Genomic DNA, 23,804 nt, shown 5'->3' with positions numbered 1-23,804 from the left:
GGGAGGACGTCCATGCGTTTTCTGGTATTCGGGGCCTTTATGGCTTTCACTGGCTGTGCCACGTTGTCGGAGGACGAATGCCGCCTTGGAAACTGGCGTGAGATCGGTCAGCGAGACGGCGCAGACGGGCGGATGGCGGACTACGTCGCCCATCACGCGCGCGCCTGTGAGAAAGTCTCCGTTCTGCCGGATGTCGCGCGTTGGGAGGCGGGGCGGCAAGCTGGGCTAACGATCTATTGCACGCCCACACGGGCCTACCGCGAAGGACGCGAGGGGCGCGCGCTCTCACCTGTCTGCCCGGCGGGGAGCCTGCCCGCGCTGGCGGATGCACACGATCGCGGCACGCGGTACTACGAACTGAGCGAGACTATCTCGGATCTGAAGGACGAGGTGCGCGACCTGCGAACCGAACTCATCGCCGCCGACGATCCTGCGCGCCGGGCCGGAGTGATGCTCAGGATCAACCGCCTCGAGGCGCGGATCAGTCAGCTGAAGGCGCGCCGCATCCTCTACACGTCTTTCTGAAGCAGCGCGCGTCTCTGCAGCGGCTGGTGGTCAGGAGGGTGCGTGTCCGAGCTTCACATCGTTGGGTGCTTGCCGCTCCCCGAATCGGATCACAGGGCCCGCCAGCCGATGTCGCGGCGGCAGAACCCCTCGGGCCAGTCGATGGCATCGACCATGGCATAGGCGCGGTCGCGGGCTTCCTGAAGGGTGGCGCCACGGGCGGTGGCGTTCAGGACCCGGCCCCCGGTGGCGGTGACCGCCCCGTCCTTCGCCGTGGTGCCCGCATGAAACATGACAGTCATCGAGTCGTCGGAGATGGCTTCCAGTCCCTTTATCACGGTGCCTTTTTCGTAGGCATCGGGGTAGCCCTTTGCGGCCATGACGACGGTCATGGCGTGGTCGTCCGCCCAGTTGACACGGGCTTCGGACAGGCGGCCCTCGGCGCAGGCATGGATCAGATCGAGCGCCTGCGCGCCCAGGCGCAGCATCAGGACCTGGCATTCCGGATCACCAAAGCGGGCGTTGTACTCCACCAATCTTGGCTGGCCGTTCTCGATCATCAGCCCGACGTAGAGCACGCCCTGATACGGGGTGCCGCGCCGGACCATTTCCGCCATGCAGGGGCGTACGATGTCATCCAATGCCTTTTGTGTGACGGTATCGGTCATGATGGGGGCAGGCGAGTAAGCTCCCATGCCGCCGGTGTTCGGGCCGGTGTCGCCGTCGCCTACACGCTTGTGGTCCTGCGCGGTCCCGATGGGAAGACAGTCCTCTCCATCGACAAGGACGAAAAACGACGCCTCTTCGCCGGTCATGAACTCCTCGATCACCACCTCCGCGCCTGCGCCGCCGAAGGCACCGCCGAACATGTCGTCAACGGCAGCACAGGCCTCTTCCAGGGTTTCGGCGATGATGACGCCCTTGCCAGCGGCCAGGCCGTCGGCTTTTACCACCACCGGGGCGGTTCCTGCACGGATATAAGCCTTTGCGGCATCGGCCTCGGTGAAGTGGCCATAGGCTGCGGTGGGAGCGTGACAGGCGTCGCAAATTTCCTTGGTGAAGGATTTCGACGCTTCGAGCCGGGCGGCAGCGGCGGAGGGGCCGAAGACCGACAGGCCGGCTTCGCGCAGGCGGTCGGCCACGCCCGCCGCGAGCGGTGCCTCCGGGCCGATGATGACGAGCTCGATGGCGTTCTCTGCGGCGAATTCAGCCACGGTGCCGCCGTCCTCGATGTCGATGGAGGCGCATTCCGCGATCTGCGCGATGCCCGCGTTGCCGGGCGCGACGATGAGCTTGTCGCACTTGGGATTCTGCAGGGCGGCCCATGCGAGGGCGTGCTCGCGGCCGCCGCCGCCGAGGATGAGGATGTTCATGGGCCTGTTTCCTTCACCAGTCTAGGGAGGGGGCGCCGCCCCCCGTGCCTCCGGCGCTCCCCCCGGAGTATTTCTGCCACGAAGAAGCAGGGCGGGCGCTTTCGGATCCTTGAGGGGTGCTTTAAGGTCAGGCCGAGGCAAGGGCAAGGTTTGGCTGATGGACTTGATCGACGAGGCAGGCGAGGGGAACACGCCGGAATTCAGCGTCTCGGAACTCTCTGGGGCGGTGAAACGCACCATCGAGGGCGGTTTCGGACACGTTCGGGTGCGCGGCGAGGTGGGCCGCGTGTCGCGCCCGCGCTCGGGCCATGTCTATCTCGACCTAAAGGATGACAAGGCGGTGATCGCCGGGATCATCTGGAAAGGCGTCGCGGCACGGCTGCCCAATCCGCCCGAGGAGGGTATGGAGGTTGTCGCCACCGGGCGTCTGACCACCTTCCCCGGGCAGTCCAAATACCAGATCGTCATCGAAGACATGGTGCCGGCGGGGGCCGGTGCCCTGATGGCGATGCTGGAAAAGCGCAAGGCGAAACTGGCAGCGGAGGGACTGTTCGATGCGGGGCGCAAGCGGCCCTTGCCCTATCTGCCCGAAATCATCGGCGTCGTGACCTCCCCTTCGGGGGCGGTGATCCGGGACATCCTGCATCGGCTGCGCGACCGCTTTCCGCGCAAGGTGCTGATCTGGCCGGTCGCTGTGCAGGGTGCGAATTGCGCGGCCGAGGTCGCGCGGGCGATCGATGGCTTCAATCAGATGACGCCGGGGGGCGCGCTGCCGCGTCCTGACCTGTTGATCGTGGCACGCGGCGGCGGATCCGTCGAAGATCTCTGGGGCTTCAACGAGGAAGTCGTTGCGCGGGCGGCGGCGGCCTCCGAAATCCCGCTGATCTCCGCCGTGGGGCACGAGACGGATACGACGCTGATCGATTTCGTGTCGGACAAGCGGGCGCCGACACCCACCGCGGCGGCGGAACTGGCGGTGCCGGTGCGCATGGAACTGGCGGCGCAGGCGCGGGACATGGGATTGCGTGCGACGCGGGCCATGGCGCTGCGGCTGGAACATCGCGGCCAGCGGTTGCGTGATCTCGGTCGCGCCCTGCCACGCCCGGAGACCTTGCTGGACGGGCCGCGTCAGCGGCTCGACACGCTGACGGATCGTCTGCCCGCAGGCCTGTCGCGCGCGGTCGGCCTGCAGCGGCTGAAGCTGTCGGAAACCGCCGGTGCGCTGCGTCCGGGGTTGTTGCGAAGGATGCTGGAGAGCGAACGCAAGCGGCTGGAGGATCGCGCTGCGCGGCTGACGCCGCAGGCCATTATGCGGGAGGTCCGTCAGGGACGGGAGCGGCTCGACCGGCTGTCCGCCCGCATGTCCGAGGTCCAGGGTGCGCGGCTGGCGGATCTGAACCGCCGGGCGGAGGCGCTGGGGCGGTTGAATGAAACGCTTGGCTATCGCGCGACGCTGAAGCGCGGTTACGCCGTGGTGCGGGGCGACGGGCAGGTTGTAACAACCACGGCACAGGCGCGGGCAGCTCAGGCGCTGGAGATCGAGTTCGCCGACGGGCGCCTGGCGCTGGAGGGCGACGGTGCTGCAGCGCAGACAAAATCGCCCCGCGCGAAGACAAAGCCGAAGCCGCCCGAGCAGGGCTCTCTTTTCTGATCGCGAATCCTCGGGGAAAATGAATGTCCTAGCGGCAGGCTCTCAGACTCACAGGAGGCTTTTCTTTTGTTCTGCGCTCGCATAGGCTTTTCTGCAATCGCTGCATATGCCGGGGAGGGGAGCCTATGGCCAACCAAGAAAAACCATTGCTCATCAAACGCTACGCCAGCCGGCGGCTGTACAATACCGAGACCTCGGATTACGTGACCCTGGAGGATATCGCCGGTTTCATCCGCGATGGGCGGGATGTGCAGATCGTGGACCTGAAATCAGGCGACGACCTGACGCGGCAATACCTTCTCCAGATCGTGGCCGAACATGAAAGCAAGGGTGAATCGGTCCTGCCCATCAACGTGCTGACCGATCTCGTACGGAGCTATACGACGCAGGCCACCTCCACCGTGCCTCAGTTTCTTGCGCAGACCTTCGACATGTTCCGCGACAGCCAGTCGAAGTGGGTGGAGGGCATGGGGCAGGTGAACCCGAACCTCGCCAAGAGTTTCGAGGCGATGCAGGCGCAGCAGGAGGCGTTCCTCAAGGCGATGACCTCGGGCGTGCCGATGGGTTCCACCGGGCCGATGCCGGACGGGCGTCCCGAGGCGGCTTCCGGGGGTGATGATCTGGACGACATTAAGAAGCAACTCGCCGAATTACAGGCAAAACTTTCGAGAATGGGGAACTAGGCATCTGGCAGGCGCCGGTTCTGAGGGCGCGCAACAGGCGCGCCCTTTGTGTTTTCGCGTCTTTTCTCGCGGGGCGAGTCGGAAATTTCAGGCGCCCGGGGGATTACGTGCCGTAGGCCCGCGTTGGTGCCATGACCACTTCGGCTGCCCGAATCAGGATTTCTGCTACCGCGTCGCAGTCCGCCAGCGTCAGGCGTGCGGGCAGGCGGGTGTCGCAGGCGCACATCAGCATGGCGCGGGTTTGCGGCAGGTCCGGCATCTCGGCCAGGAAACCCCAGTTCCAATAGGCGCGGGCATTGTCCTCGGTCAGGCCGAACACCTGCACCTTCACGCCTTCGCGCGCCGCTTCTGCGACAAAGGCGCGGGTCTGGGTTTCATCCATGCCGCTGAGATTGAACTGCAGCGAGTCGGGTGCGCGTTCCTCCGGCGCGAGACTTGACGGTACCCAGATCCACGGCGAAGCATTGATTGCCGCGGCCACGCGGTCATGGTTGCGCCGGCCATCGGACACTCGGCGCGCAATTTCGGGAATTTGTGGGCGGATCACGGCGGCAGCAAGGTTTGACATGCGCAGGTTATACAGCGGCAGCCGGTTCTGCCAGCGCTGGAAGGCCTGCTCCAGCGCAGCGCCGTTGTCGCCGGGACGGAGGTGTTTGCGCCACATGTGTTCGTAAGCGCCAGAGAGAATCACGGCGCGGGCAACGACCTCCGGATCGTCGGTGATGAGAATGCCGCCTTCGCCGGCGTTCAACAGTTTGTAGGATTGAAAAGAAAAGCAGCCAATTCGCCCCAGCGTGCCGATCTTGCGGCCGTGCCAGGTGGTGCCAAGGCTGTGCGCCGCGTCCTCGATCACCGGGATGCCGCGTGCATCGCAAAGCGCCATGATGGCGTCCATATCCGAAGTATGCCCGCGCATATGGCTGACGATGACGGCCGAAACGGTATCCAGCTTTGCTGCGAAGTCCTCCATCACGATTCGGTAATCCGCCCCGCATTCGCAAAGTACGGGAACGAGGTCCGCGTGCACGATCGACGACGGCACGGCGGCAAAGGTGAAGCCCGGGATCATGACTCGTGCGTCCCGCGGCAGGTCGAGCGCCTTCAGCGAAAGGAACAACGCGGCAGAGCAGGAGGACACCGCAAGGGCATACTTCACCCCCATCTCGGCGGCGAACTCGCGCTCGAGCAGGGACACGGGTGCGTCCTCGGGGGCGGTGTAACGAAAGAGGTCGCCACTTTGCAGCAGGCGGTCGATCTCGGTACGGGCGGCTTCGGGGATCGGCTCTGCGTCATGCATGTTGGGGAGCATGGTTTTCAAAATCCTTAAGATCCGTTTTCGGAAGTCTAAATCGAACCTTGGATCGAGCAAAGCCGCTTTGCGTCGCGGCGGTTATTCTTTCCCTTGCAGTGCGGCGCTAAAGCCCCAGCCGGTCGCGCAGGGAGAACCACGTCATCGCCAGCGCAAGCAGCGGCGAGCGCAGGGCGCGCCCCCCGGGGAAGGCCGGCGCGGGCAGGGATGCGAAGGTGTCAAAGCCGTCAGACTGGCCGCGCACCGCTTCGGCCAGCAGCCGCCCCGCCTGTACGGCATTTCCGACGCCATGGCCGGAGTAGCCGGAGGCAGAAACCACGTTCGGACCGAGCCGCGCGAGGTGCGGCAGGCGCTTCATGGTGATCGCCAGCGTGCCGCCCCAGGCGTAGGGCAGTGCGGTATCCGAGAGATGCGGAAAGATGCGTGACAGCGGTTTACGCACGGTGGCGCGGATATCGGCGGGAAAACGGTAGCCGTAGGATTCGCCGCCACCGAACAGAAGGCGACCGTCCTCCGAGAGGCGGAAGTAATTGACCACAAAGAGATCGTCCGCCACGGCAACGTCCTGCGCAAGCACCTCCCGCGCCGCGTCGCCCAAGGGCTCCGTCGCGACGATGAAATTGTTGATCGGCATGACCCGCGCGGCCACCTGTTCGTTCAAACTACCGAGGTAGCCGCCTGTGGCAAGGATCAGGTGGTCGGCCTCGATCTCGCCCGCCTCGGTCCTGACCCGGACACGGGGGCCTTCGACGATCTCCTTCACGGGGGTGTTCTCGTAAATGCGGGCCCCGGCGCCGCTGGCCGCGCGTGCCAGTCCGAGAGCCAGCTTCAGAGGGTGGAGATGCGCAGCCCCCCGGTCGAGCATCCCGCCGAGGTAGGCGGGCGATGGGCAGACATCGGCAAACTGCGCGGCGTCCATGCCCTCGATCGCATAGCCATAGCGCGTCCCCATGTGCTCCGCGTAGCGGCGCATCCATTCGGCGGAGCCCTGAGAAGTCGCGGCCCAGGCCACACCGGGCTTCAAAGCGCAGTCGATGGCATGCCGCGCGCAGAGGTCCTTCACGAGCGCCTTGGCATCCTCGCCCAGATCCCACAGGATTTTTGCGCGTGCGTCCCCCAGCATCTTCTCCAGCGTCAACTGGTCCTGTCGTTGTCCGGATCCCAGCTGCCCGCCGTTGCGTCCCGAGGCGCCAAAGCCTACGCGGTGTGCCTCCACCAGCGCTACGTCAACGCCCTCTTCCGCCAGATGAAGTGCCGCCGAGAGCCCGGTATAACCGCCGCCCACCACGACTACATCCGCGCGCGCGGTGCCCTCGAGCGGCGCAAAGGGGGGCAGAGCCGGGGCCGTGGCGGCATACAGGCTTGCGGGGTATTCCCCGCGCCGATCATTGGAAAACAAGAGGTTCACCGGGAATCCCCTTCCTGCTTCTTCTTGGTGACAAACTCTCCGGGGTGAGCCGAAGGCGAGGGGCAGGGCCCCGCAGCGCGGCGTGCAATCCGATCAGACGTTGAGCAGAAGGTGCTCGCGTTCCCAGGGGGAAATCACCTGCAGGAACTCTTCGTATTCCGACCGTTTCACGATGCCATAGACGCGGCAGAAGTCCGGTCCAAGCACCTGGTGCAACTCGTGCGCCCCCTCGAAGAGATCGAGCGCGGAACCCAGTACCTGAGGGAAATCGCCGTCTCCCTCATAGGCGTCGCCCTTGAACTCATCCGACGGTTCCAGTTGCGCCATCAGCCCGAGGTAGCCGCAGGCCAGCGATGCCGCGATCCCGAGGTAGGGGTTGCAGTCCATGCCCGCCACGCGGTTCTCGACCCGGCGACTCTCGGGCGAAGCCAGTGGCACACGGATGCCCGTCGTGCGGTTGTCGCGGCCCCATTCGAGGTTGATCGGCGCCGCGTGATCCGGAACATAGCGACGGTAGCTGTTTACGTAGGGCGCCATGACCGCGATCGCCGCCGGCATGTGGCGCTGCATCCCGCCGATGAAATGCCGGAAAGCCGCTGTTTCCTCGCCGTTCTCGTCGGAAAACAGGTTCTTGCCGGTCTCGATATCCAGCACCGAGTGATGGATATGCATGGCCGAACCCGGTTCGTCCGCGATCGGCTTTGCCATGAAGGTGGCAAAGCAGTCGTGCCGCAAGGCGGCCTCGCGGATCAGACGTTTGAAATGGAACACCTCGTCGGCCAGCTTGACCGGCGATCCATGACGCAGGTTGATCTCCAGCTGCCCGGCGCCGCCCTCCTGCGTAATTCCGTCGATCTCGAATCCCTGCGCCTCGGCAAAGTCGTAAATATCGTCGATCACCGGGCCGAATTCGTCCACGGCAGTCATCGAATAAGCCTGCCGCGCGGCCGCGGGGCGGCCCGAGCGGCCGACCATCGGTTTGATGTCATGCGCGGGGTCGAGGTTGCGGGCGATTAGGTAGAATTCCATCTCCGGCGCGACCACCGGCTTCCAGCCTTGCTCGCGGTATAGTTCCACCACCCGTTTCAGTACGTTGCGCGGGGAAAACGGGATCGGCTCTCCGTGGCGGTCGAAGGCGTCGTGGATCACCTGCAGCGTCCAGTCCCCTGTCCATGGCGCGGCAGTGGCCGTGGTCATGTCGGGTCGCAGAATCATGTCCCGCTCGATGAAACCATCGGGGCCGGCTGCCTCCCCCCAGTCGCCTGTGATGGTCTGGTAGAAGATCGAATCCGGCAGGTGAAAGTAGGCCTGTTTGGCGAATTTCGACGCGGGCACGGCCTTGCCGCGGGCGATGCCAGGCAGGTCGGCGACGATGCATTCGACTTCGTCCAGCCGCCGCCCTTCGAGAAAGGCGCGCGCCGCTTCGGGGAGGTCTTGGAGATTGTCGGTCATGAGATTTCCTTCTCGCGGAAGAATTTGGCGAACATCGCCGCCATGGCGTCGCGGTCCAGCGCCTTACCCATGCGCCCTTGCGCCTCTGCCAGAACGTCGTCGGGCACGACCCCCTTTGCGCGGTGGTCCATCAGCCCCTGGATGAAACCGTCATCGAATTCCGGATGCGGCTGCACGGTGAAGGCTTTGCCCGGATAAAGCAGCGCCGCGTGTTCGCACATGTCGGAGTGGGCCAGCGTTACCGCGCCCTCTGGCGGGGCGATGACCTGATCCTGATGCCAGGCCTGGATGACGCGGGGGCCGTCGGGAAAATGGTAGACCTTCGGCCCGATGGCCCATCCGCCTGCGTATTTTTCCACCCGACCGCCAAGCGCCTGTGCGATCACCTGATGGCCAAAACAGACGCCGATCAGAGGCCGCCCCGCCGCAAAGATGTCGCGGATGCACTGTTCCAGCGGCGGCAGCCAGGGGTGGTCCTCGTAAACGCCGTGGCGGGAGCCGGTGATAAGCCAGCCGTCCGCATCCTCCAAGCTCTGGGGGAAGTCGCCATCGACCACGGACCAGACCTGAAAGTCGAAGCCGTAAGGCGCCAGCATCGCCTCGAACATGTCGTGGTATTCGCCGAAATCCGCGATCAGCGCGTCGGGTACGGGGCCGGTTTTGAGGATGCCGATTTTCATGGATGCACCATAGATCGTGTCATAGGTAGCCGCGCCTGCGCGGCGCGGCAAGGGAAAGCCCGAGGGCTTGGTGTCACACCGTATCGAGGTAGATGTCCACGCGCTCCTGCTCTGTCAGTTCTTCCATGTCGCGACATTCCTGACGCTTCAGCATGACAAAGTTTCGGATCATTTCGCGCGGGAAGATGCGCGGCAGGATCGTGCTCTTTTCGAAAGCGTCGATCGCGGACTCCCAGTCCGAGGGGATGCGGGGCAGGTCCTGCACATAGGCATTGCCCGTGATCGCGGGGGGCGGTGTCATGCCGTCCTCGATCCCCACCAGCGCGGCTCCGAGGATTGCCGCCAATGCGAGGTAGGGGTTCACGTCCCCGCCCGATACGCGATGCTCGATCCGTCGCGCCACGGGGCTGCCCGAGGGCACGCGAACTGCCACGGTCCTGTTCTCGTACGCCCAGCAGATCGCGCCGGGGGCATGAGCGCCTGGAACGAAACGTTCGTAACTGTTCATGTGCGGCGCATAGACCAGCGTGGAATCGTGCAGCGCGGCCATGCAACCCGCGATGGCGTGCTGCAGGGTGGTCGTGCCCTCCGCCCCGCCGTTGTCAAATACGTTGACACCGTTTTCATCCAGCACGGAGAAATGTGCGTGCATTCCCGATCCGGCATAATCCTCGTAGGGTTTGGCCATGAACGACGCGGCGAAACCGTGCTTGCGCGCCAGTCCCTTCACCAGCTGCTTGAACAGCCACGCATCGTCCGCCGCCTTCAGCGAATCGTTCTGGTGGAGCAGGTTGACTTCGAACTGCCCCAGACCCGCCTCTGAGATCATGGTATCCGCCGGGATATCCATTTCCTCGCAGTGGTCGTAGAGATCCGTAAAGAAGGTGTCGAAGGCATCCAGCGCGCGAATCGAAAGCACCTCTGCCATGTCGCGCCGCTTTCCGGAGCGCGGCGAGACCGGGACACGCAGCGAGCGACCCGAGTCGTCGATCAGGTAGAATTCCAGTTCTACCGCGCAGACCGGCGTCAGGCCGCGTGCCTTGTATCGATCCAGCACGTAGCTGAGCGCGTGGCGCGGGTCGCCGTCGTAGGGCCGCCCGTCCTCGTGGAACATCCACAGCGGTATAAGGGCCGAAGGCGCTTCCAGCCACGGCATGGGGACAAAGCCGCGTTCTGTTGGGAAGAGGGTGGCATCCCGGTCGCCGGTGTCGAAGACGAGTGGACTGTCCTCGATGTCCTCGCCCCAGATGTCGACCGAAAGAGCCGAGAAGGGAAAGCGGGTGCCGTCGGACAGAAGTTTGATGGCCGAAGGGATGGGCATCCGTTTGCCGCGGGCGACGCCGTTCAGATCACTGGCGGCGGCACGGATGGTGCGGATATGGGGATGCTCATGCAGCCATGTGGCGCTGGGGGCGGGCATGTTGGCCTCGTTATCGATTTTTGATCAAATTCAGAGATAACGAGATGCAGGGCAGAATGGCAAGGCTTGCCTGCTCAGGTAGGTAACAAGTAAGCCAGTGCTGCCAGCACTTCGAGCGGGAGCAGAACGATGGCGATGGCCAGGAAACAAAGCCTGCGCCGGGCCGGACGTGTCATTTCCTGATACGCCGGATGATGGCTGACGGTTGTGTAAGCTGCGGCAATAAGGCCGAGCCGGGCTGCGTAAAATATGACCGGAAGAGTGAATTCCATGGTTCTGTCCGTGTGAAATAGTTTGGGCAGTTGGGAGAAAGGCTTTTAACGGATGGGGGAACTATCTCTGTTTCCAGGATTCGGCGCAACGTTGATCTTTGCCCAAGTCCTCGCCTATCGAAAAGACCGCATCCGCCGCCGGGTGGTAGCGTGGATTTTTTGCACTGGCAGATTGCGGCTCTTCAGGGAGTAATCTTCGCTGGAACCACCCGCCCTGCTTAACGCATCAGGGGTGCCCGCAGTCGCATCCGCATCTTGCGCGCAACGGGCAGGTGACGGTTCAGTCGCCGGTTCACCAACCCGAAGACACCAATGATGACCAGTGTCACAAGGATGAAATAACCCGCGAGGATCGGGTAGGGGATGAAGGGGTTGAAGGTCTTGTCCGCAAAATAATTCGCGTAATAGAGCGCGTCGCCCTTCTGCTGCCGTGCCGGGAAGCCGGAGAAAAATACCAGCGTGGTCGCATGGAAAAGAAAGATCGCCTCATTGGTGTAGGCGGGCCACGCCAGCCGCAGCATGGTGGGCCACGTGATCTTGCGGAACCGCGCCCAGCCGGTGAAGCCATAGGCGTCTGCGGCCTCCATATCGCCCTTCGGCACCGACATCAGAGCGCCATGGAAAATTTCCCCGCTGTAGGCGGCGGTGTTCAGGAACAGCACCACCAGCGCCCCCATCCAGGCGGAGGAAAACGGATCGAACAGCGGCGAGAGCTGCTTTAGCGACAGGAAGGCGAAGTAGGCGAAGAAGAACTGGATAAACAGTGGCGAGCCCCGGAAGACGAAAATGAACCATTGCGCCGGTTTCCTCAGCCACAGCTGCGGAGATGCCTTTCCAAGCGCCAGCGCTGTGGCAAGAAAGAACCCCGCGGCCAGTGCCAGCACGCCGAAGTAGACATTCCACATCATGCCGGAACCGATCAGCGTCACCTGCTGACAGATGGTGAAATCGTCACGCGGCAGCAGCCGTTCGCCGTAGCCAAGCGAGCGCAGCGCGTACATCTGGACGGTGTCCCAGCAGCTCATAGAAACGCCCCTGCTTGCTTGATTCCCATATTCCTCCGGAGCGAGCGCGATAGCGCGGGGGGCCATGACCCCTTGGCGACAATCCTCATGCGGCCTTCCCCACGGTCTTGCGCTGGGCCTCGCCACCCACCGTTGCCTGCCCGTGGGTGAGCCGCGCCATGAGCCGGTTCAGGACCTTTTCCGACACCCAGGTAAAGGCGAGGTAGAAGACCAGCAACGCCAGGAAGTACCACATGCGCCAGTCGCCGTGCGGGTAATCGGTGAACTTCGCAGTCTTCGACCCGCCCAGCTCGCGCGCCCAGTAGACGATATCCTCGACACCCAGAAGGAACAGCAGCGGTGTGGCCTTTATCAGCACCATCCAGAGGTTCGACAGGCCGGGCAGGGCGTAGACCCACATCTGCGGCACGAGGATGCGCCAGAACGTCTGGCGCTGGGTCATGCCATAGGCCTCGGCGGTCTCCAGCTGGGCGCGGGGCACGGCCCGCATCGCGCCATAAAGCACATTGGCCGCGAAGGCGCCGAAGACGATGGCAAAGGTGATCACTGCGAGGCTGAAGCCGTAGGCCTCGTGGACCCATTGGGCGGAATTGTTCAGCGGCAACTTGGCGGCCGAACAGACCACGAAATCGTTGCCCTGCCAGACCGGCTGATCCCAGTCGGGGCATTTTACCTCGTGCCGCAGCCATTCGAAGAACTGATCCAGCGCGATCACGAAGAACAGGAAGAAGGCGATATCCGGCACTCCGCGCACGATCGCAATGTAGCCCCGTCCAAACCACGACAGCGGCCAGATGCGCGAGCGGGCTGCCATGGCCGCGGCAAAGCCGAACCCCAGCGCCACCGGCGCGGTCACCGCCAGCAGCAGCAGCACGGTCCCGAAAGAGCCGTAAAACGCCATGTGCTTGCCCGTGGTCAGGTAGCACACGAGCCAGCTGAGACCCGAAAGGGTCGACGGATCGGCACAGGCGGTGAGGATGGCTGCCTCCATCGAAACGGCAGATGCCGTGAAATACAAAAACACCCCGGCCGCGCAAAGGGGCGGCCGGGGTGCGGTGTCAGGGGATCAGAACTTCGGGCTGTCTTCGCCGAGGTGCTTCACGATCAGGGCATTGAGCGTGCCATCGTCCTTCATGGACTGGATCGCCGTGTCGAACTTTTCACGCAGCTCGGGGTCCGACTTGCGGAAGCCCATCCCGATGCCGCCGCCAAGCGCGACGTCTTCGCCTACAAAGCTCATGTCGCCGCCGGATTCCTCGACCACCGGGATCAGGAAGTCCTTGTCGGCCATGACGGCATCCGCTTCGCCGTTCTTTACCGCGGCGATGGTTTCATCGGGGTTGGCGAACTCCAGCAGTGTGGCACCGCCCATCGACGTGACATGCGCGGCCTGGATGGTGCCGGTCTGCGCCGAGATCACCGCCGACTCGAGATCCAGGTCCGCCGACATGGCGGCAAAGGCGGAGGGCGACGGGGGCGTGTAGTTCTGGGTGAAGTCGATGACGTCCTTGCGTTCGTCGGTGATCGACATGCCCGCGATGATCGCGTCGTAGTTACCAGACGTCAGGTTCGGGATGATCGAATCCCAGTCGTTGGTGGTCCACTCGCAGGTCAGTTCGGCCCGCTTGCACAGTTCGTCGCCCAGTTCGCGCTCGAATCCGTCGACCTCGCCCGCGTCGTTGATGAAGTTGTAGGGAGGGTAGGCGCCCTCCGTACCGAGGCGCACGACGGAGTGGCTCTCGGCCAGCGCGGCTGTGGCCAGCATCGCCAGAGCGGCGGTTCCGATCAGGATGTTCTTCATGCTTGTTACTCCCTGTTTTATGGGCGTTGTGCCCTTTGGACGGCTCCCCGCAGGGATGCGCCGCCTCATGCGTGGACGGTCGACCGCAGGAAGCCCTGCAGGCGTTCCGACTTCGGCGCGCCGAACAGAACGTCCGGCGGGCCCTGTTCCTCGATCTGACCCTGATGCAGAAACACGACGTGGTCGCTGACATCATGCGCCATTTTCATGTCGTGCGTCACAATGATCATGGTGCGGCCTTCCTCGGCCAGCGCCTTGATGACCTTTACCACCTCCTGCTCCAGCTCGGGGTCGAGCGCAGAGGTCGGTTCGTCGAACAACAGCGCTTCGGGCTCCATGCAGAGCGCGCGGGCGATGGCGGCACGCTGTTGCTGACCACCCGACAGTTGCGCGGGCCAGGCGTCGCACTTGTCGCCGATACCGACCTTGTCGAGGTAGCCGCGTGCGGCGGCCTCGACCTCGGCCCGGTCGCGTTTGAGGACGGTCAGCGGTGCCTCCATGACGTTCTGAAGGATCGTCATGTGTGCCCACAGGTTGAACTGCTGAAAGACCATGGAAAGGTTGGTGCGGATGCGCAGGACCTGTCTCGCGTCGGAAGGGCGCCGGTTGTGACCTTCGCCCTTCCAGATCACCGGTTCCCCCTTGAAGACGATCTCGCCCTGCTGGCTGTCCTCCAGCAGGTTGCAACAGCGCAGAAGCGTCGATTTCCCCGAACCCGACGACCCGATAAGCGAGATCACGTGGCCTTTGGGCGCGCTGATGTCCACACCCCTGAGGACTTCGAGGGGACCATACGCCTTGTGAAGATTACGGATTTCGATAACCGGCGTGTCGGTCACGGGCCCTCCGAATGGTTGATCGGTTGTCCAGATTTCGGGCATCAAACGCGCAATTTCTCCGCCAATGCAAGAGGGCAGGCGATTTTTCCATGCGTCGACGTCGGGTCAGGCCCCCGGTGCTGGCGGGATGGGCAACGCATGATAGAGCGTTTCGTCCAGAACGTGAAAGGACAGCGGCCCACCCATCTTTTGCGGATCCTCGGCCCGGAAGGTCCGACAGGCGAGGTCCATCGCCGCACGTAGCGGGGCAGGGTCGTTGCCCTTCGCGGTGATGAGCGCATGGCCGGGCGATGCGGTGCTTTCGCCGCCGACAGTGACGCGCGCGGCGTTCGGATCGAAGCGTTCGAGGATCCGCCATGTGATCGCATCGATCATGGCCACATCGGCACTCCCCTCCACAACGGCGGCCAGAGATGCCGCATGTGACCCGGTTTCAAGGGTTCGTGTTACCTCGGCCAGAGCTGGATGGTTGCGGGTGACCGCCCAGCCCGAATGCGAGAGCGGTTCGCTGTAGGCAAGGGTTACCGGATGCGTGACGTCGGGCCGGCGGATCACCTTCGACAGATAGTAGCCGGGTTGGTCCGTGACCGAATGGCCCAATGTGCCGACGTAGGTCACGCGGTCCTTCAGGACGGACCGAAAAGGCAGCGAACAGGTGGCCGACAGGATCAGGTCCTCCCGCAGCCAGTGGTCGGTCCATGGCTCCGGGATCTGGTCCGGCGGGGTCGGGTCGGGAAGGCCCGGGTGGGCTGTCTGAGCGTGGGCCCAGAACGCGCGCCAGAGGTCGGCGTTCTCCTCCCGCCAATACATTGGAAGGCTTGCGATCATGCCGTTGTTTCAACGCGTTGGCGCGCCAGTGCACTGTCCATGTCGCTGATGCCCAGCAGACTTGCGACCAGCCGCAGCAGGGAATCTTCGTGCTCGTCGCGGTCCGCATCGGCCAGGACCACGGTCCAGAGCGCCTCGATCACGGCGATTCGGTCCTCGAACGGAACGGCATCCTTGATCGCGCGGGTAAAGCGGACGGTATCGGGGGCCTGAGCCTCCAGGTCTTCGGCCTGCGCGCGCAAATCGGCCGTCGTGGTGGGCGAAAGGCCATATCGGGTCGCAATGATGCGGTCGATGCGGGCCTGCTCCGAGGGGGCGTACTCACCATCGGCGCGGGCGACCCGTACCAACAGGGCGGTCAGCGCCAGCCGCGCGTCGGAGTCGGCCATCGGATCGGGTTCGGGCGCCGTGAGGCGGCGGAGGAAATCTGCAAACATGGGGTGGTTATAGCGCCTCCCGACCCGCTGCCAAGCATCACGATTCGGTATTGCGTCTCAGGGGATTACGGCGGCGGCGCGGGCTTCCTCTGAATCCGCAGGCTCCACGCCGAGGTGGGTTTCGATGAGGTCGACCAGAGCCTCTTCGCGGTCGTCGGTGATGCCATCGGCCAGCGCCACTGCCCACAGCGCCTGCGCGGCCTCGAGCCGGTGAGCATAATCGACGTGCTGTCGGATCAGGTCGGCCAGCGCCTCGCTGTCGCCGGCACCCTGCGACAGGCGCTCGCAGGTGGCGCGCATCTTGGCGGCCTCGACCGGGTTGATGTCATTCCACGTCCCGAGGATACGGTCGATCTGCTCAATTTCCTCGAACAGATAGGCGTGATCGACCTGCGCCACCCGCACCAGAAGCGTGCCAAGCGCGTATTTCGCGTCCATGGGCGGCAAGGGCGCCCTGGCCGGCGTCTTTGAATGGAAGAAGTGTGAGAGCCGTTCGAACATGGATTTTACCGCCTGATTTGCCCCGATCATACCTTGCAGACAGTGTGGCCGGGTCAGGATTTCAGGCTTGAAAACAGGGTTTTCGAGAGGTGTTGCAGTTCCGCCTCCAGCCCCCATGGCGGGTTTATGGTGAACAGGCCCGACCCCACCATGCGGTGTCCCTCGCGCGCGGGGGGGAAGCGGACTTCGTGGCGCAAGCCCTCCGGGTGGGCCTGCTGAAGGGCCGCGAGCATGGGGGTGTGGGGGGCGTCAGTAAGGATCGGATACCAGATCATGATGATCCCCACATTCCATTTGCGGGCGATGGAGGCGACGGTCCTTGGCAGGGTCTGGTAGTCGGCCTTGACCTCCCAGCTGGGGTCGATCAGCAGCATCCCGCGGCGTGGTTCGGGCGGCGCGAGGGAGATGGCCATCTCGTAGCCATCCTGCTGATGGACGTGGACTTTCCTGCCGCGCAGATTGGCGCGCAGGGCGGCATTCTCCTGCGGGTGGAGCTCTGCGAGGTGCAGGGTGTCGCTGTCGCGCAGGAGGGTGCGGGCGATCAGGGGAGAGCCGGGGTAGGCATTGGGGCCATGTGTGTTGCGGATGGAATCGACCACCCGAAGATAGGGGTGGTCGGTGGGTAACGCCTTGAGAAGTCTGGAAACTCCCTGTTTCGCCTCGCCAGTCTTCAGTGCCTCGGTGCTGGACAAGTCATAGAGCGCCCGCCCAGCGTGCGTTTCCAGGTAACTGATCGGTTTCGGCTTTTGCGTCAGGTAGTTGAGCGTCCACGCAAGGGCTGCGTGCTTGTGGACGTCGGCCAGATTTCCGGCGTGATAGATGTGCTGATAACTGAGCATGGATGATCGGTAAGGCGGCATGCGGCGGGGGGCAAGAGGCGCGATGCGCATCTGTGTCAGAGGGGCGGCAAACTGTGTTGGCTGGCTTCGTAAAATGCAGGGTCGGCCAATATTTTTGCGCTTTGCCTGCGGCGGACGCCTGTCCTGCACCAGGGCTCCCGGCGTTTCTCCACGGTCTCGAAGAGCACGGCCCGCTGCGCATCGAAGAGGCCTATACAAAGGCTCGACAAATACTCGCAGCTATTCCTGGCGCTGAAAGCCCGGTTCGATCTGCGGCTTCGCCAGACGGCCGACCGTGTGGCGAGCCGCATCCGCATGGCCAGAAGCGACTTACCCGTCCCTGAGTATTCGCCCCCGAGCGCGCCGAGATCGACCCTGTGGGTTGAAGCCGAAGGGGGGTGGGGATACTCAGCCTGATTGCGGATAAGCGCACCAAGGTTTCGCCGACGGGAAAGAAACCGAATTCGCCGGCGATGAGCCATATCGACCCCAGGCCCCCGAGGGGCCGTGGGCGTGGTGGGCATGAGGCGGCACTTCGATAATCAGCAGTATGCCCCGCAGCCGCCGCATTTCAGGCCTGATTCGTAAGCGGTTTTCACCACAATTCGAAGACCTTCAACGGGTGATGCGTCATTGGAATGTGAAATGCAGGCAGTTTTCCCATTGGTTGTGGAGCCCGCGGGACGATCTGTGGCCTTGAAGCCATAGGGTGCGCCGGGTGTTGACTGGACGACCCGATATTCTTGCAACGCGTAAGTTGCCGGCGACGCAGGTGATCTGCCCAGATTTTGCCCTAATAGCCCGTGAAAAACAGGGAAACGGTAAGAAGGGCACTAGAAATGCAAAGCAAGCTCATTGATATCACGGTCTGCGGCGCAATGATCCTGGGCTTCACCGCAGGGGGTGTCCAGTCTCTGACACGTACCGACATGCACAACCTTGGCGCGTACATGATCACTTCGGTGGGCTTCGTCTGCGAGGACGTCGTGGGCATGAAGCCGGGCGGGGCCGAGGATGTCTTCGACGTCAGTTGCACGGCGAACCGGATGAAGATCGCCTACACGATCAATGCCCGTACCGGTGAGGTCTGGCGCGGCTGAGGTTTCATTCGCGCTGTCGGAAACACCCAGATCCGCGCCGCGCAGAGGGTTTGTCAACAGGCGCAACCGATACACATGCCGTCCACAACCCATGCACGCGCGGCATGCGGCGGACCGGACTGAACGCGGATGGGCGCTCGGTCCGGTGGGGAGAGGATTTTCTGAGGTTCCCGTAGGTGGGGAGCTTCGTTGAGCGGGGTCGGAGCGCAAGTCTCTCCAGAGCCGATCCCGCTCGGCGGGGCATTTGTCGCTCGGGAGCGGGACAAGGCCGAAGGATGAGGGGCGAATGGAATCGGTCCGGGGGACCGTTCCGACCTGAAGACTCCGTTCCCGACCTGGGGCGGTTGAACATGGTCCCTCAGGGCGCGGGACAAGGCCGCCGCGCCAGCGTCATGGCGGAGGCATGCCTTCGGCATGACGCCGGGGCGGCGCTTTGGTTGGGCTGGGGGTTGCCTCTGAGGTCCTTCGGATGTGTCGGGATAAAGCGCACCCGTTCAGTGGTCAGAGCGCCCGGGGCTTCGCCCGTTCCGACCTCAAACCGTCCATTGGACAGTTTGCCGCTGCGCGGACCGGTCTTCACCCCCGCGGGTCGGCGCAGACGCGGCTAGGTGGTTTAGGTTTACGTGGTGCATGCGAGCACGCCCCCTACCGCTTTCTGCGCTTTAGGACTTGCACATATCTGCGCTGATGAACTTGGCTGACACTTTAGCCGAGCCGTTGACAATGAAGCTAGCCCCAACGGTTACCTCGACGGTAAATTCGCTTGGTCGAACATTTGTCCCACAGTACTCGTCGTAGGCCGCACGCGCCATGAGCCTGAGATATTCTTGAGCCTGTTTTTGAGCCTCTTGAGAGATTCCAAGACTACGGAAGTTTGCGTCAACTCGACTGATACCGAAGGTATTATTTGGATTAGTCCAATTAGCAGGAGATGCATTCGACGGAACGGTAATCACAGCCGTTTGGCCGTCTTCACCTGTCACGACATAGTCACTATATTCGCCTGTCCCAATCGAATTTAGGATTTGATCGAAGGCACTCACGTGCATCGACGCGCCGCCTTGGTCGACTCGCATGTCTGGCTCCCCAAGCAGCTCTGTCTCTCCGGTTGCCATGGAACTTGTCTCATTGGGGGAAAGTGACACGCTTCCGTCATCATTGAACTGGACATTGAAGTTCAATGTTGGGATCGCTTCATTGATTTTCTCTTGAGAAAATACCGCGACAGGGAGCGAAGCGCTCAATATAATGCTTGCAGACACATGGCCAATTACATTCATTGTGCGCTCCTTCGGTGTTAAGAAAACTTTTGGATTAAACCAACCGCGACACCTCTTTCGCCGCCCGAACAAAGTCCCTGAAAAGCGGGTGCGGGTCAAAGGGTTTCGACTTCAGCTCGGGGTGGAACTGGACGCCGATGAACCAGGGGTGGTCGGGCCATTCGACGATCTCCGGCAGCTTGCCGTCGGGCGACATGCCGGAGAAGGTGAGGCCGCATTTCTCCAGCGGTTCCTTGTACTTGATGTCCACCTCGTAGCGGTGGCGGTGGCGTTCGTCGATGGTGGTCGTGCCGTAGATGCCTGCCACGCGGGAGCCTTCCTTCAGCACGGCGTCATAGGCGCCCAGCCGCATGGTGCCGCCCTTGGCGTCGTCGGGGCGGCGGTTGACCTTCTCGTTGCCCTGCACCCATTCCTTCAGGTGGTAAACGACGGGTTCAAACCGCTTTTCGCCGGCTTCGTGGTCGAATTCCTCGGAGCCGGCGTTCTTCAGCCCGGCGACATTGCGCGCGGCCTCGATCACCGCCATCTGCATGCCGAGGCAGATGCCGAGGTAGGGGATCTTGTGCTCGCGGGCGTATTGCGCGGCCTTGATCTTGCCTTCGGTGCCGCGCTCGCCAAAGCCGCCGGGGACGAGGATCGCGTCGTATTTTTCCAGGTAGGGGCCGGGGTCCTCGCGGTCGAAGAGTTCGGCGTCCACCCATTCGATGTTGACCTTGACGCGGTTGAACATGCCGCCGTGGGTCAGCGCTTCGGCGATGGATTTGTAGGCGTCTTCGAGCTGCGTGTACTTGCCGACGATGGCGACAGTGACGTCGCCCTCGGGGTTGAAGATGCGGTCGGAGACGTCCTCCCACTTTTCGAGGTTGGGGCGCGGCGCGGGGTGGATGCCGAAGGCGTCGAGCACCGCCTGGTCCATGCCTTCGCGGTGGTAGGCGATGGGCGCCTCGTAGATGGATTTGAGGTCCTGCGCGGCGATCACGCTGTCGGGGCGGACGTTGCAGAAAAGCGCCAGCTTCTCGCGCTCCTTCTGGGGGATCGGGCCTTCGGAGCGGCAGACAAGGATGTCGGGCGCGAGGCCGATGGAGCGCAGTTCCTTGACGGAGTGCTGGGTCGGCTTGGTCTTCAGCTCGCCGCTCGCCTTGATGTAGGGCAGCAGGGTCAGGTGCATGAAGATGCATTGGCCGCGCGGCTTGTCCTGGGAGAACTGGCGGATCGCCTCGAAGAAGGGCAGGCCCTCGATGTCGCCGACGGTGCCGCCGATTTCGCAGAGCATGAAGTCGACCTCATCCTCGCCGATAGAGATGAAGTCCTTGATTTCATTAGTGACGTGCGGGATCACCTGGATCGTCTTGCCGAGGTAATCGCCGCGGCGCTCCTTTTCCAGCACATTGGTATAGATACGGCCGGAGGAGATGGAGTCGGTCTTGCGTGCGGGCACGCCTGTAAAGCGTTCGTAGTGGCCGAGGTCCAGGTCGGTTTCCGCGCCGTCGTCGGTGACGAAGACCTCGCCGTGCTCGAAGGGCGACATGGTGCCGGGATCGACGTTCAGGTAGGGATCCAGTTTGCGCAGCCGCACGGAATAGCCGCGTGCCTGAAGAAGCGCGCCGAGCGCTGCGGATGCGAGGCCTTTGCCAAGCGAAGAGACCACACCGCCGGTGATGAAGATGAATCGCGCCATCTGGGAACCCCGTGTTCTTATGCCTGTATTGATCGCCCGGAACGGGCGAGCGCGCCGCCGGACAGGCGGCTTGTACCGCATGTGTCACCGGCTGCAACACGGGATTTGAGCAATAGCGGATTCGAGCCGGAAAGTCCAGTTCGGGCTCCGGGGCATGCCGCCATGGCGGTCTTCACCATCGGGCCATTCGCGGCAAATTTTCAAGGGCACGATTGCGGGAAATGCTCATGACGCCAGGTCAATCCGTCTGGGCGCCGGGTTCGCGCGCGGGCCGGTCGTGGTTCTGGCGGGGACCTACGGCGGGATGGTGGACATGAAAAAGGCGGCCTCGGGGGCCGCCTTCGGATGGTTCTGAGCGGGCTCGCGACCGCGCCTCAGTCCGCCTTCGGTGTGAGGGGCGCGCTGCTGCCGTCCGCTGCGGGCGGGGGCAGAAGGTCGTCGACATTCAGTTCCGTGCCGGGTGTGGTGGGGGCTGCGTCCGATGCCGGTTCTGCAGAGGGTGAGAGACGGTCTAGGATCGAGGTGCCCGCCGCGTTTTCGGCCGCGAAGATCGTCAGCGTGATCGAGGTGATGATGAAGCCTGCAGCCAGTACCCAGGTCACTTTGGCCAGCGGTGTCGTCTGGGCGCGTGCGCCCGCCGGGCCGCCGCCCGAACCCATGCCGAGGCCGCCGCCTTCGTTGCGCTGCAGCAGCACGACGCCGATCAGGCCGAGGGCGAGGAGAAGGTGGATGATGAGGACGACGTTCTGCATGGGACCTGCACGATCTGAGCTAATTCCGCCGCTGTCTAGGGGATGCGGCCCGGAGACGCAAGGCGGCAATGGAGCGGGAGGCGCGGGAGGGCAGGGGGCCCGCCCCGGCGGTAGCGGAAAGTGCGCGCCAGCCCCGTACGTGCCGCGCGCTATTCCTCCACGTCGTCGGTATCGACCTGGCCGGAGATGGCGCGGCGGATGATCGACCAGCTCATGCCGATACCCAAGACCAGCGAGCCCGCGAACAGGCCGAGCCAGGCCAATAAACCCGGGTCCGTAAGCGAGATCAGCCCGAAATCCGTCGCCACCCACAAGAGCGCGGCAAAGAACGCCAGAATGAAGACCGCGCCGCCAAGGCCGATAGAGCGCACCGTTGCGCGCAGGTAGATGACATAGCCCGCAACGAGGAGCAGGCCGGTCAGGGTGATGATCGATGGCACGTCGTTCCAATGGACCTGCGCGGCGCGGGTCCAGTTCCAGACCGTAGGGTTCCAGGTCGCGGCAAGGAGAAGGAAGGCAAAGAGCCAGCGCAGCAGGAAGGACATGAGGGACTCCGTTCGGGTTTGGACCCCTAGGTGGGACTTTGACGCGGAGCTGTCCAGTATTTTGCGGTTTCGCGTGGGCGCCGGGGGCTTTATACGGGCGCGGGTTTGAGGTCACCGAAAGGACTCGAGATATGGCAAACGTCGTGGTTGTCGGCGCCCAGTGGGGCGACGAGGGCAAGGGCAAGATCGTGGACTGGCTGTCGGAACGTGCCGACGTGGTCTGCCGGTTCCAGGGCGGACACAACGCGGGTCATACGCTGGTGATCGACGGAAAGGTCTACAAGCTGCACGCGCTGCCTTCGGGCGTGGTACGCGGCGGCAAGCTGTCGGTGATCGGCAACGGCGTGGTTTTGGACCCCTGGCACCTGCTCAAGGAGATCGAGTCAGTGCGGGCGCAGGGGGTGGAGATCACGCCCGAGACGCTGATGATCGCGGAGAACACGCCGCTGATCCTGCCGATCCACGGCGAACTGGACCGGGCGCGGGAAGAAGCTGCATCGAAGGGCACCAAGATCGGCACCACTGGGCGCGGCATCGGACCTGCGTACGAGGACAAGGTCGGTCGGCGCGCCGTTCGCGTGGCGGACCTGGCCGATGCGGCGACGCTGGAGGCCCGGGTGGACCGTGCGTTGCAGCACCACGACCCGCTGCGGCGGGGGCTGGGAATCGAGCCGGTGGACCGCGAGGCGCTTCTGGAAGCCCTGCGCGGGATCGCGGAGCAGATCCTGCCCTACGCGGCGCCGGTCTGGAAGATGCTGAACGAAAAGCGCAAGGCGGGCTCGCGTATCCTCTTCGAAGGCGCGCAGGGGGCACTGCTGGATATTGATTTCGGCACCTATCCCTTTGTCACCTCGTCGAATGTGATCGCGGGTCAGGCAGCGACGGGGACCGGAATCGGGCCGGGTGCCATCGACTACGTTCTGGGAATCGTGAAAGCCTACACGACCCGCGTTGGCGAAGGCCCGTTTCCGAGCGAGTTGGACGACGCGGACGGCCAGCGGCTGGGCGAACGTGGCCATGAGTTCGGCACCACCACCGGGCGCAAGCGCCGCTGCGGCTGGTTCGACGCGGCGCTGGTGCGGCAGACCTGCGCGACCTCCGGCGTGAACGGGATTTCATTGACGAAGCTCGATGTGCTGGATGGGTTCGAGACGTTGAAGATCTGCGTCGGCTACGATCTGGACGGCAAACGGCTGGACTACCTGCCTTTCGCCTCGGAAGAGCAGGCGCGCTGTGTGCCTGTCTATGAGGAAATGGAAGGCTGGTCGGAATCGACCGAAGGGGCGCGGTCCTGGGCCGACCTGCCGGGGGCGGCGGTGAAATACGTACGCCGTGTCGAAGAGCTGATCGGCTGCCCGGTGGCGCTGCTGTCGACTTCGCCGGAGCGTGACGACACGATCCTCGTCACCGATCCCTTCGCGGACTGA

The 23,804-nt window shown here is 63.7% G+C and carries 24 protein-coding genes; 5 read left to right on the top strand and 19 right to left on the bottom strand.

The genetic code is table 11. The features are described 5' to 3' along the window. Positions 1-12: 12 nt before the first annotated feature. Positions 13-525 carry a DUF2799 domain-containing protein gene (locus J5474_RS01875; RefSeq protein ID WP_209358766.1) on the top strand — a complete coding sequence of 171 codons (513 nt, stop codon included), beginning with the start codon at positions 13-15 and terminating at the stop codon, positions 523-525. Between the two features lie 89 nt (positions 526-614). Here the strand turns inward: J5474_RS01875 and purD are convergent, their stop codons facing one another. After that, positions 615-1,877 (bottom strand): phosphoribosylamine--glycine ligase, encoded by a 1,263-nt coding sequence (gene purD, locus J5474_RS01870; RefSeq protein WP_209358764.1) that lies wholly within the window; start codon positions 1,875-1,877, stop codon positions 615-617. 157 nt (positions 1,878-2,034) lie between these two features. On the opposite strand from purD, the gene xseA reads away from it, so the two are divergent. Continuing rightward, positions 2,035-3,528, top strand: coding sequence for an exodeoxyribonuclease VII large subunit (gene xseA / locus J5474_RS01865; RefSeq protein ID WP_209358762.1), 1,494 nt, complete (start codon positions 2,035-2,037; stop codon positions 3,526-3,528). A 125-nt stretch (positions 3,529-3,653) separates the two neighbouring features. Continuing rightward, positions 3,654-4,211, top strand: coding sequence for a polyhydroxyalkanoate synthesis repressor PhaR (gene phaR / locus J5474_RS01860; protein ID WP_209358759.1), 558 nt, complete (start codon positions 3,654-3,656; stop codon positions 4,209-4,211). A gap of 103 nt (positions 4,212-4,314) precedes the next feature. On the opposite strand, the gene J5474_RS01855 is transcribed toward phaR, so the two are convergent. The 14 genes from J5474_RS01855 to J5474_RS01790 form a co-directional block, all read right to left on the bottom strand. Continuing rightward, a complete protein-coding gene (locus J5474_RS01855; protein ID WP_245216185.1) occupies positions 4,315-5,520 on the bottom strand; it encodes a DegT/DnrJ/EryC1/StrS family aminotransferase in 1,206 nt (401 codons plus the stop codon). A gap of 106 nt (positions 5,521-5,626) precedes the next feature. Next, a complete protein-coding gene (locus J5474_RS01850) occupies positions 5,627-6,928 on the bottom strand; it encodes an NAD(P)/FAD-dependent oxidoreductase (protein ID WP_209358757.1) in 1,302 nt (433 codons plus the stop codon). Positions 6,929-7,021: 93 nt separating this feature from the next. After that, complete coding sequence (locus J5474_RS01845; RefSeq protein WP_209358754.1) at positions 7,022-8,380, bottom strand: glutamine synthetase family protein; 1,359 nt, start codon at positions 8,378-8,380, stop codon at positions 7,022-7,024. After that, a complete protein-coding gene (locus J5474_RS01840; protein ID WP_209358752.1) occupies positions 8,377-9,060 on the bottom strand; it encodes a type 1 glutamine amidotransferase in 684 nt (227 codons plus the stop codon). The genes J5474_RS01845 and J5474_RS01840 overlap by 4 nt, the downstream gene beginning before the upstream one ends. 73 nt (positions 9,061-9,133) lie before the next feature. Next, a complete protein-coding gene (locus J5474_RS01835) occupies positions 9,134-10,480 on the bottom strand; it encodes a glutamine synthetase family protein (RefSeq protein ID WP_209358750.1) in 1,347 nt (448 codons plus the stop codon). 74 nt (positions 10,481-10,554) lie between these two features. Beyond that, positions 10,555-10,752 carry a hypothetical protein gene (locus J5474_RS01830; protein ID WP_209358748.1) on the bottom strand — a complete coding sequence of 66 codons (198 nt, stop codon included), beginning with the start codon at positions 10,750-10,752 and terminating at the stop codon, positions 10,555-10,557. 218 nt (positions 10,753-10,970) lie between these two features. Then, on the bottom strand, positions 10,971-11,777 hold the full coding sequence (locus tag J5474_RS01825; protein WP_209358745.1) for an ABC transporter permease: 807 nt from the start codon (positions 11,775-11,777) through the stop codon (positions 10,971-10,973). An 85-nt stretch (positions 11,778-11,862) separates the two neighbouring features. Continuing rightward, positions 11,863-12,768, bottom strand: a complete 906-nt coding sequence (locus J5474_RS01820) for an ABC transporter permease (RefSeq protein ID WP_245216210.1) — start codon at positions 12,766-12,768, stop codon at positions 11,863-11,865. 75 nt (positions 12,769-12,843) lie between these two features. Then, positions 12,844-13,578: a transporter substrate-binding domain-containing protein gene (locus tag J5474_RS01815; RefSeq protein WP_209358744.1), complete on the bottom strand. Its 735-nt coding sequence runs from the start codon at positions 13,576-13,578 to the stop codon at positions 12,844-12,846. A gap of 65 nt (positions 13,579-13,643) precedes the next feature. Further along, positions 13,644-14,459: an ABC transporter ATP-binding protein gene (locus J5474_RS01810; RefSeq protein WP_209358742.1), complete on the bottom strand. Its 816-nt coding sequence runs from the start codon at positions 14,457-14,459 to the stop codon at positions 13,644-13,646. A gap of 63 nt (positions 14,460-14,522) precedes the next feature. After that, positions 14,523-15,245: a PhnD/SsuA/transferrin family substrate-binding protein gene (locus tag J5474_RS01805; RefSeq protein WP_209358740.1), complete on the bottom strand. Its 723-nt coding sequence runs from the start codon at positions 15,243-15,245 to the stop codon at positions 14,523-14,525. Further along, positions 15,242-15,682 (bottom strand): tellurite resistance TerB family protein, encoded by a 441-nt coding sequence (locus tag J5474_RS01800; RefSeq protein ID WP_209358738.1) that lies wholly within the window; start codon positions 15,680-15,682, stop codon positions 15,242-15,244. Before J5474_RS01800 ends, J5474_RS01805 begins: the two co-directional genes overlap by 4 nt. A 57-nt stretch (positions 15,683-15,739) precedes the next feature. Further along, positions 15,740-16,183 carry a tellurite resistance TerB family protein gene (locus J5474_RS01795; protein ID WP_209358736.1) on the bottom strand — a complete coding sequence of 148 codons (444 nt, stop codon included), beginning with the start codon at positions 16,181-16,183 and terminating at the stop codon, positions 15,740-15,742. Positions 16,184-16,236: 53 nt separating this feature from the next. Next, positions 16,237-17,022, bottom strand: a complete 786-nt coding sequence (locus tag J5474_RS01790; protein ID WP_209358734.1) for a 23S rRNA (adenine(2030)-N(6))-methyltransferase RlmJ — start codon at positions 17,020-17,022, stop codon at positions 16,237-16,239. A gap of 839 nt (positions 17,023-17,861) precedes the next feature. Here J5474_RS01790 and J5474_RS01785 point away from each other — a divergent pair. After that, the gene (locus tag J5474_RS01785) at positions 17,862-18,122 is read left to right on the top strand and encodes a hypothetical protein (RefSeq protein WP_209358732.1); all 261 of its coding nucleotides are present in this window, start codon (positions 17,862-17,864) and stop codon (positions 18,120-18,122) included. Positions 18,123-18,784: 662 nt separating this feature from the next. Here J5474_RS01785 and J5474_RS01780 read toward each other — a convergent pair. From J5474_RS01780 to J5474_RS01765, 4 genes are all read right to left on the bottom strand, one after another. Next, on the bottom strand, positions 18,785-19,402 hold the full coding sequence (locus tag J5474_RS01780) for a hypothetical protein (protein WP_209358730.1): 618 nt from the start codon (positions 19,400-19,402) through the stop codon (positions 18,785-18,787). Between the two features lie 34 nt (positions 19,403-19,436). After that, positions 19,437-21,080: a CTP synthase gene (locus tag J5474_RS01775; protein WP_209358728.1), complete on the bottom strand. Its 1,644-nt coding sequence runs from the start codon at positions 21,078-21,080 to the stop codon at positions 19,437-19,439. A gap of 374 nt (positions 21,081-21,454) precedes the next feature. Next, positions 21,455-21,832, bottom strand: a complete 378-nt coding sequence (gene secG / locus J5474_RS01770) for a preprotein translocase subunit SecG (RefSeq protein WP_209358726.1) — start codon at positions 21,830-21,832, stop codon at positions 21,455-21,457. A 149-nt stretch (positions 21,833-21,981) separates the two neighbouring features. Further along, positions 21,982-22,377 carry a DUF6524 family protein gene (locus J5474_RS01765; RefSeq protein WP_209358725.1) on the bottom strand — a complete coding sequence of 132 codons (396 nt, stop codon included), beginning with the start codon at positions 22,375-22,377 and terminating at the stop codon, positions 21,982-21,984. A 131-nt stretch (positions 22,378-22,508) separates the two neighbouring features. On the opposite strand from J5474_RS01765, the gene J5474_RS01760 reads away from it, so the two are divergent. Further along, positions 22,509-23,804: an adenylosuccinate synthase gene (locus J5474_RS01760; RefSeq protein ID WP_209358723.1), complete on the top strand. Its 1,296-nt coding sequence runs from the start codon at positions 22,509-22,511 to the stop codon at positions 23,802-23,804.

It is taken from the genome of Sagittula salina, assembly GCF_017813235.1.
GTDB lineage: Bacteria > Pseudomonadota > Alphaproteobacteria > Rhodobacterales > Rhodobacteraceae > Sagittula > Sagittula salina.
The sequence above is the reverse complement of the archived record's forward strand: the minus strand, read 5'-3'. Positions and strand labels throughout refer to the sequence as shown.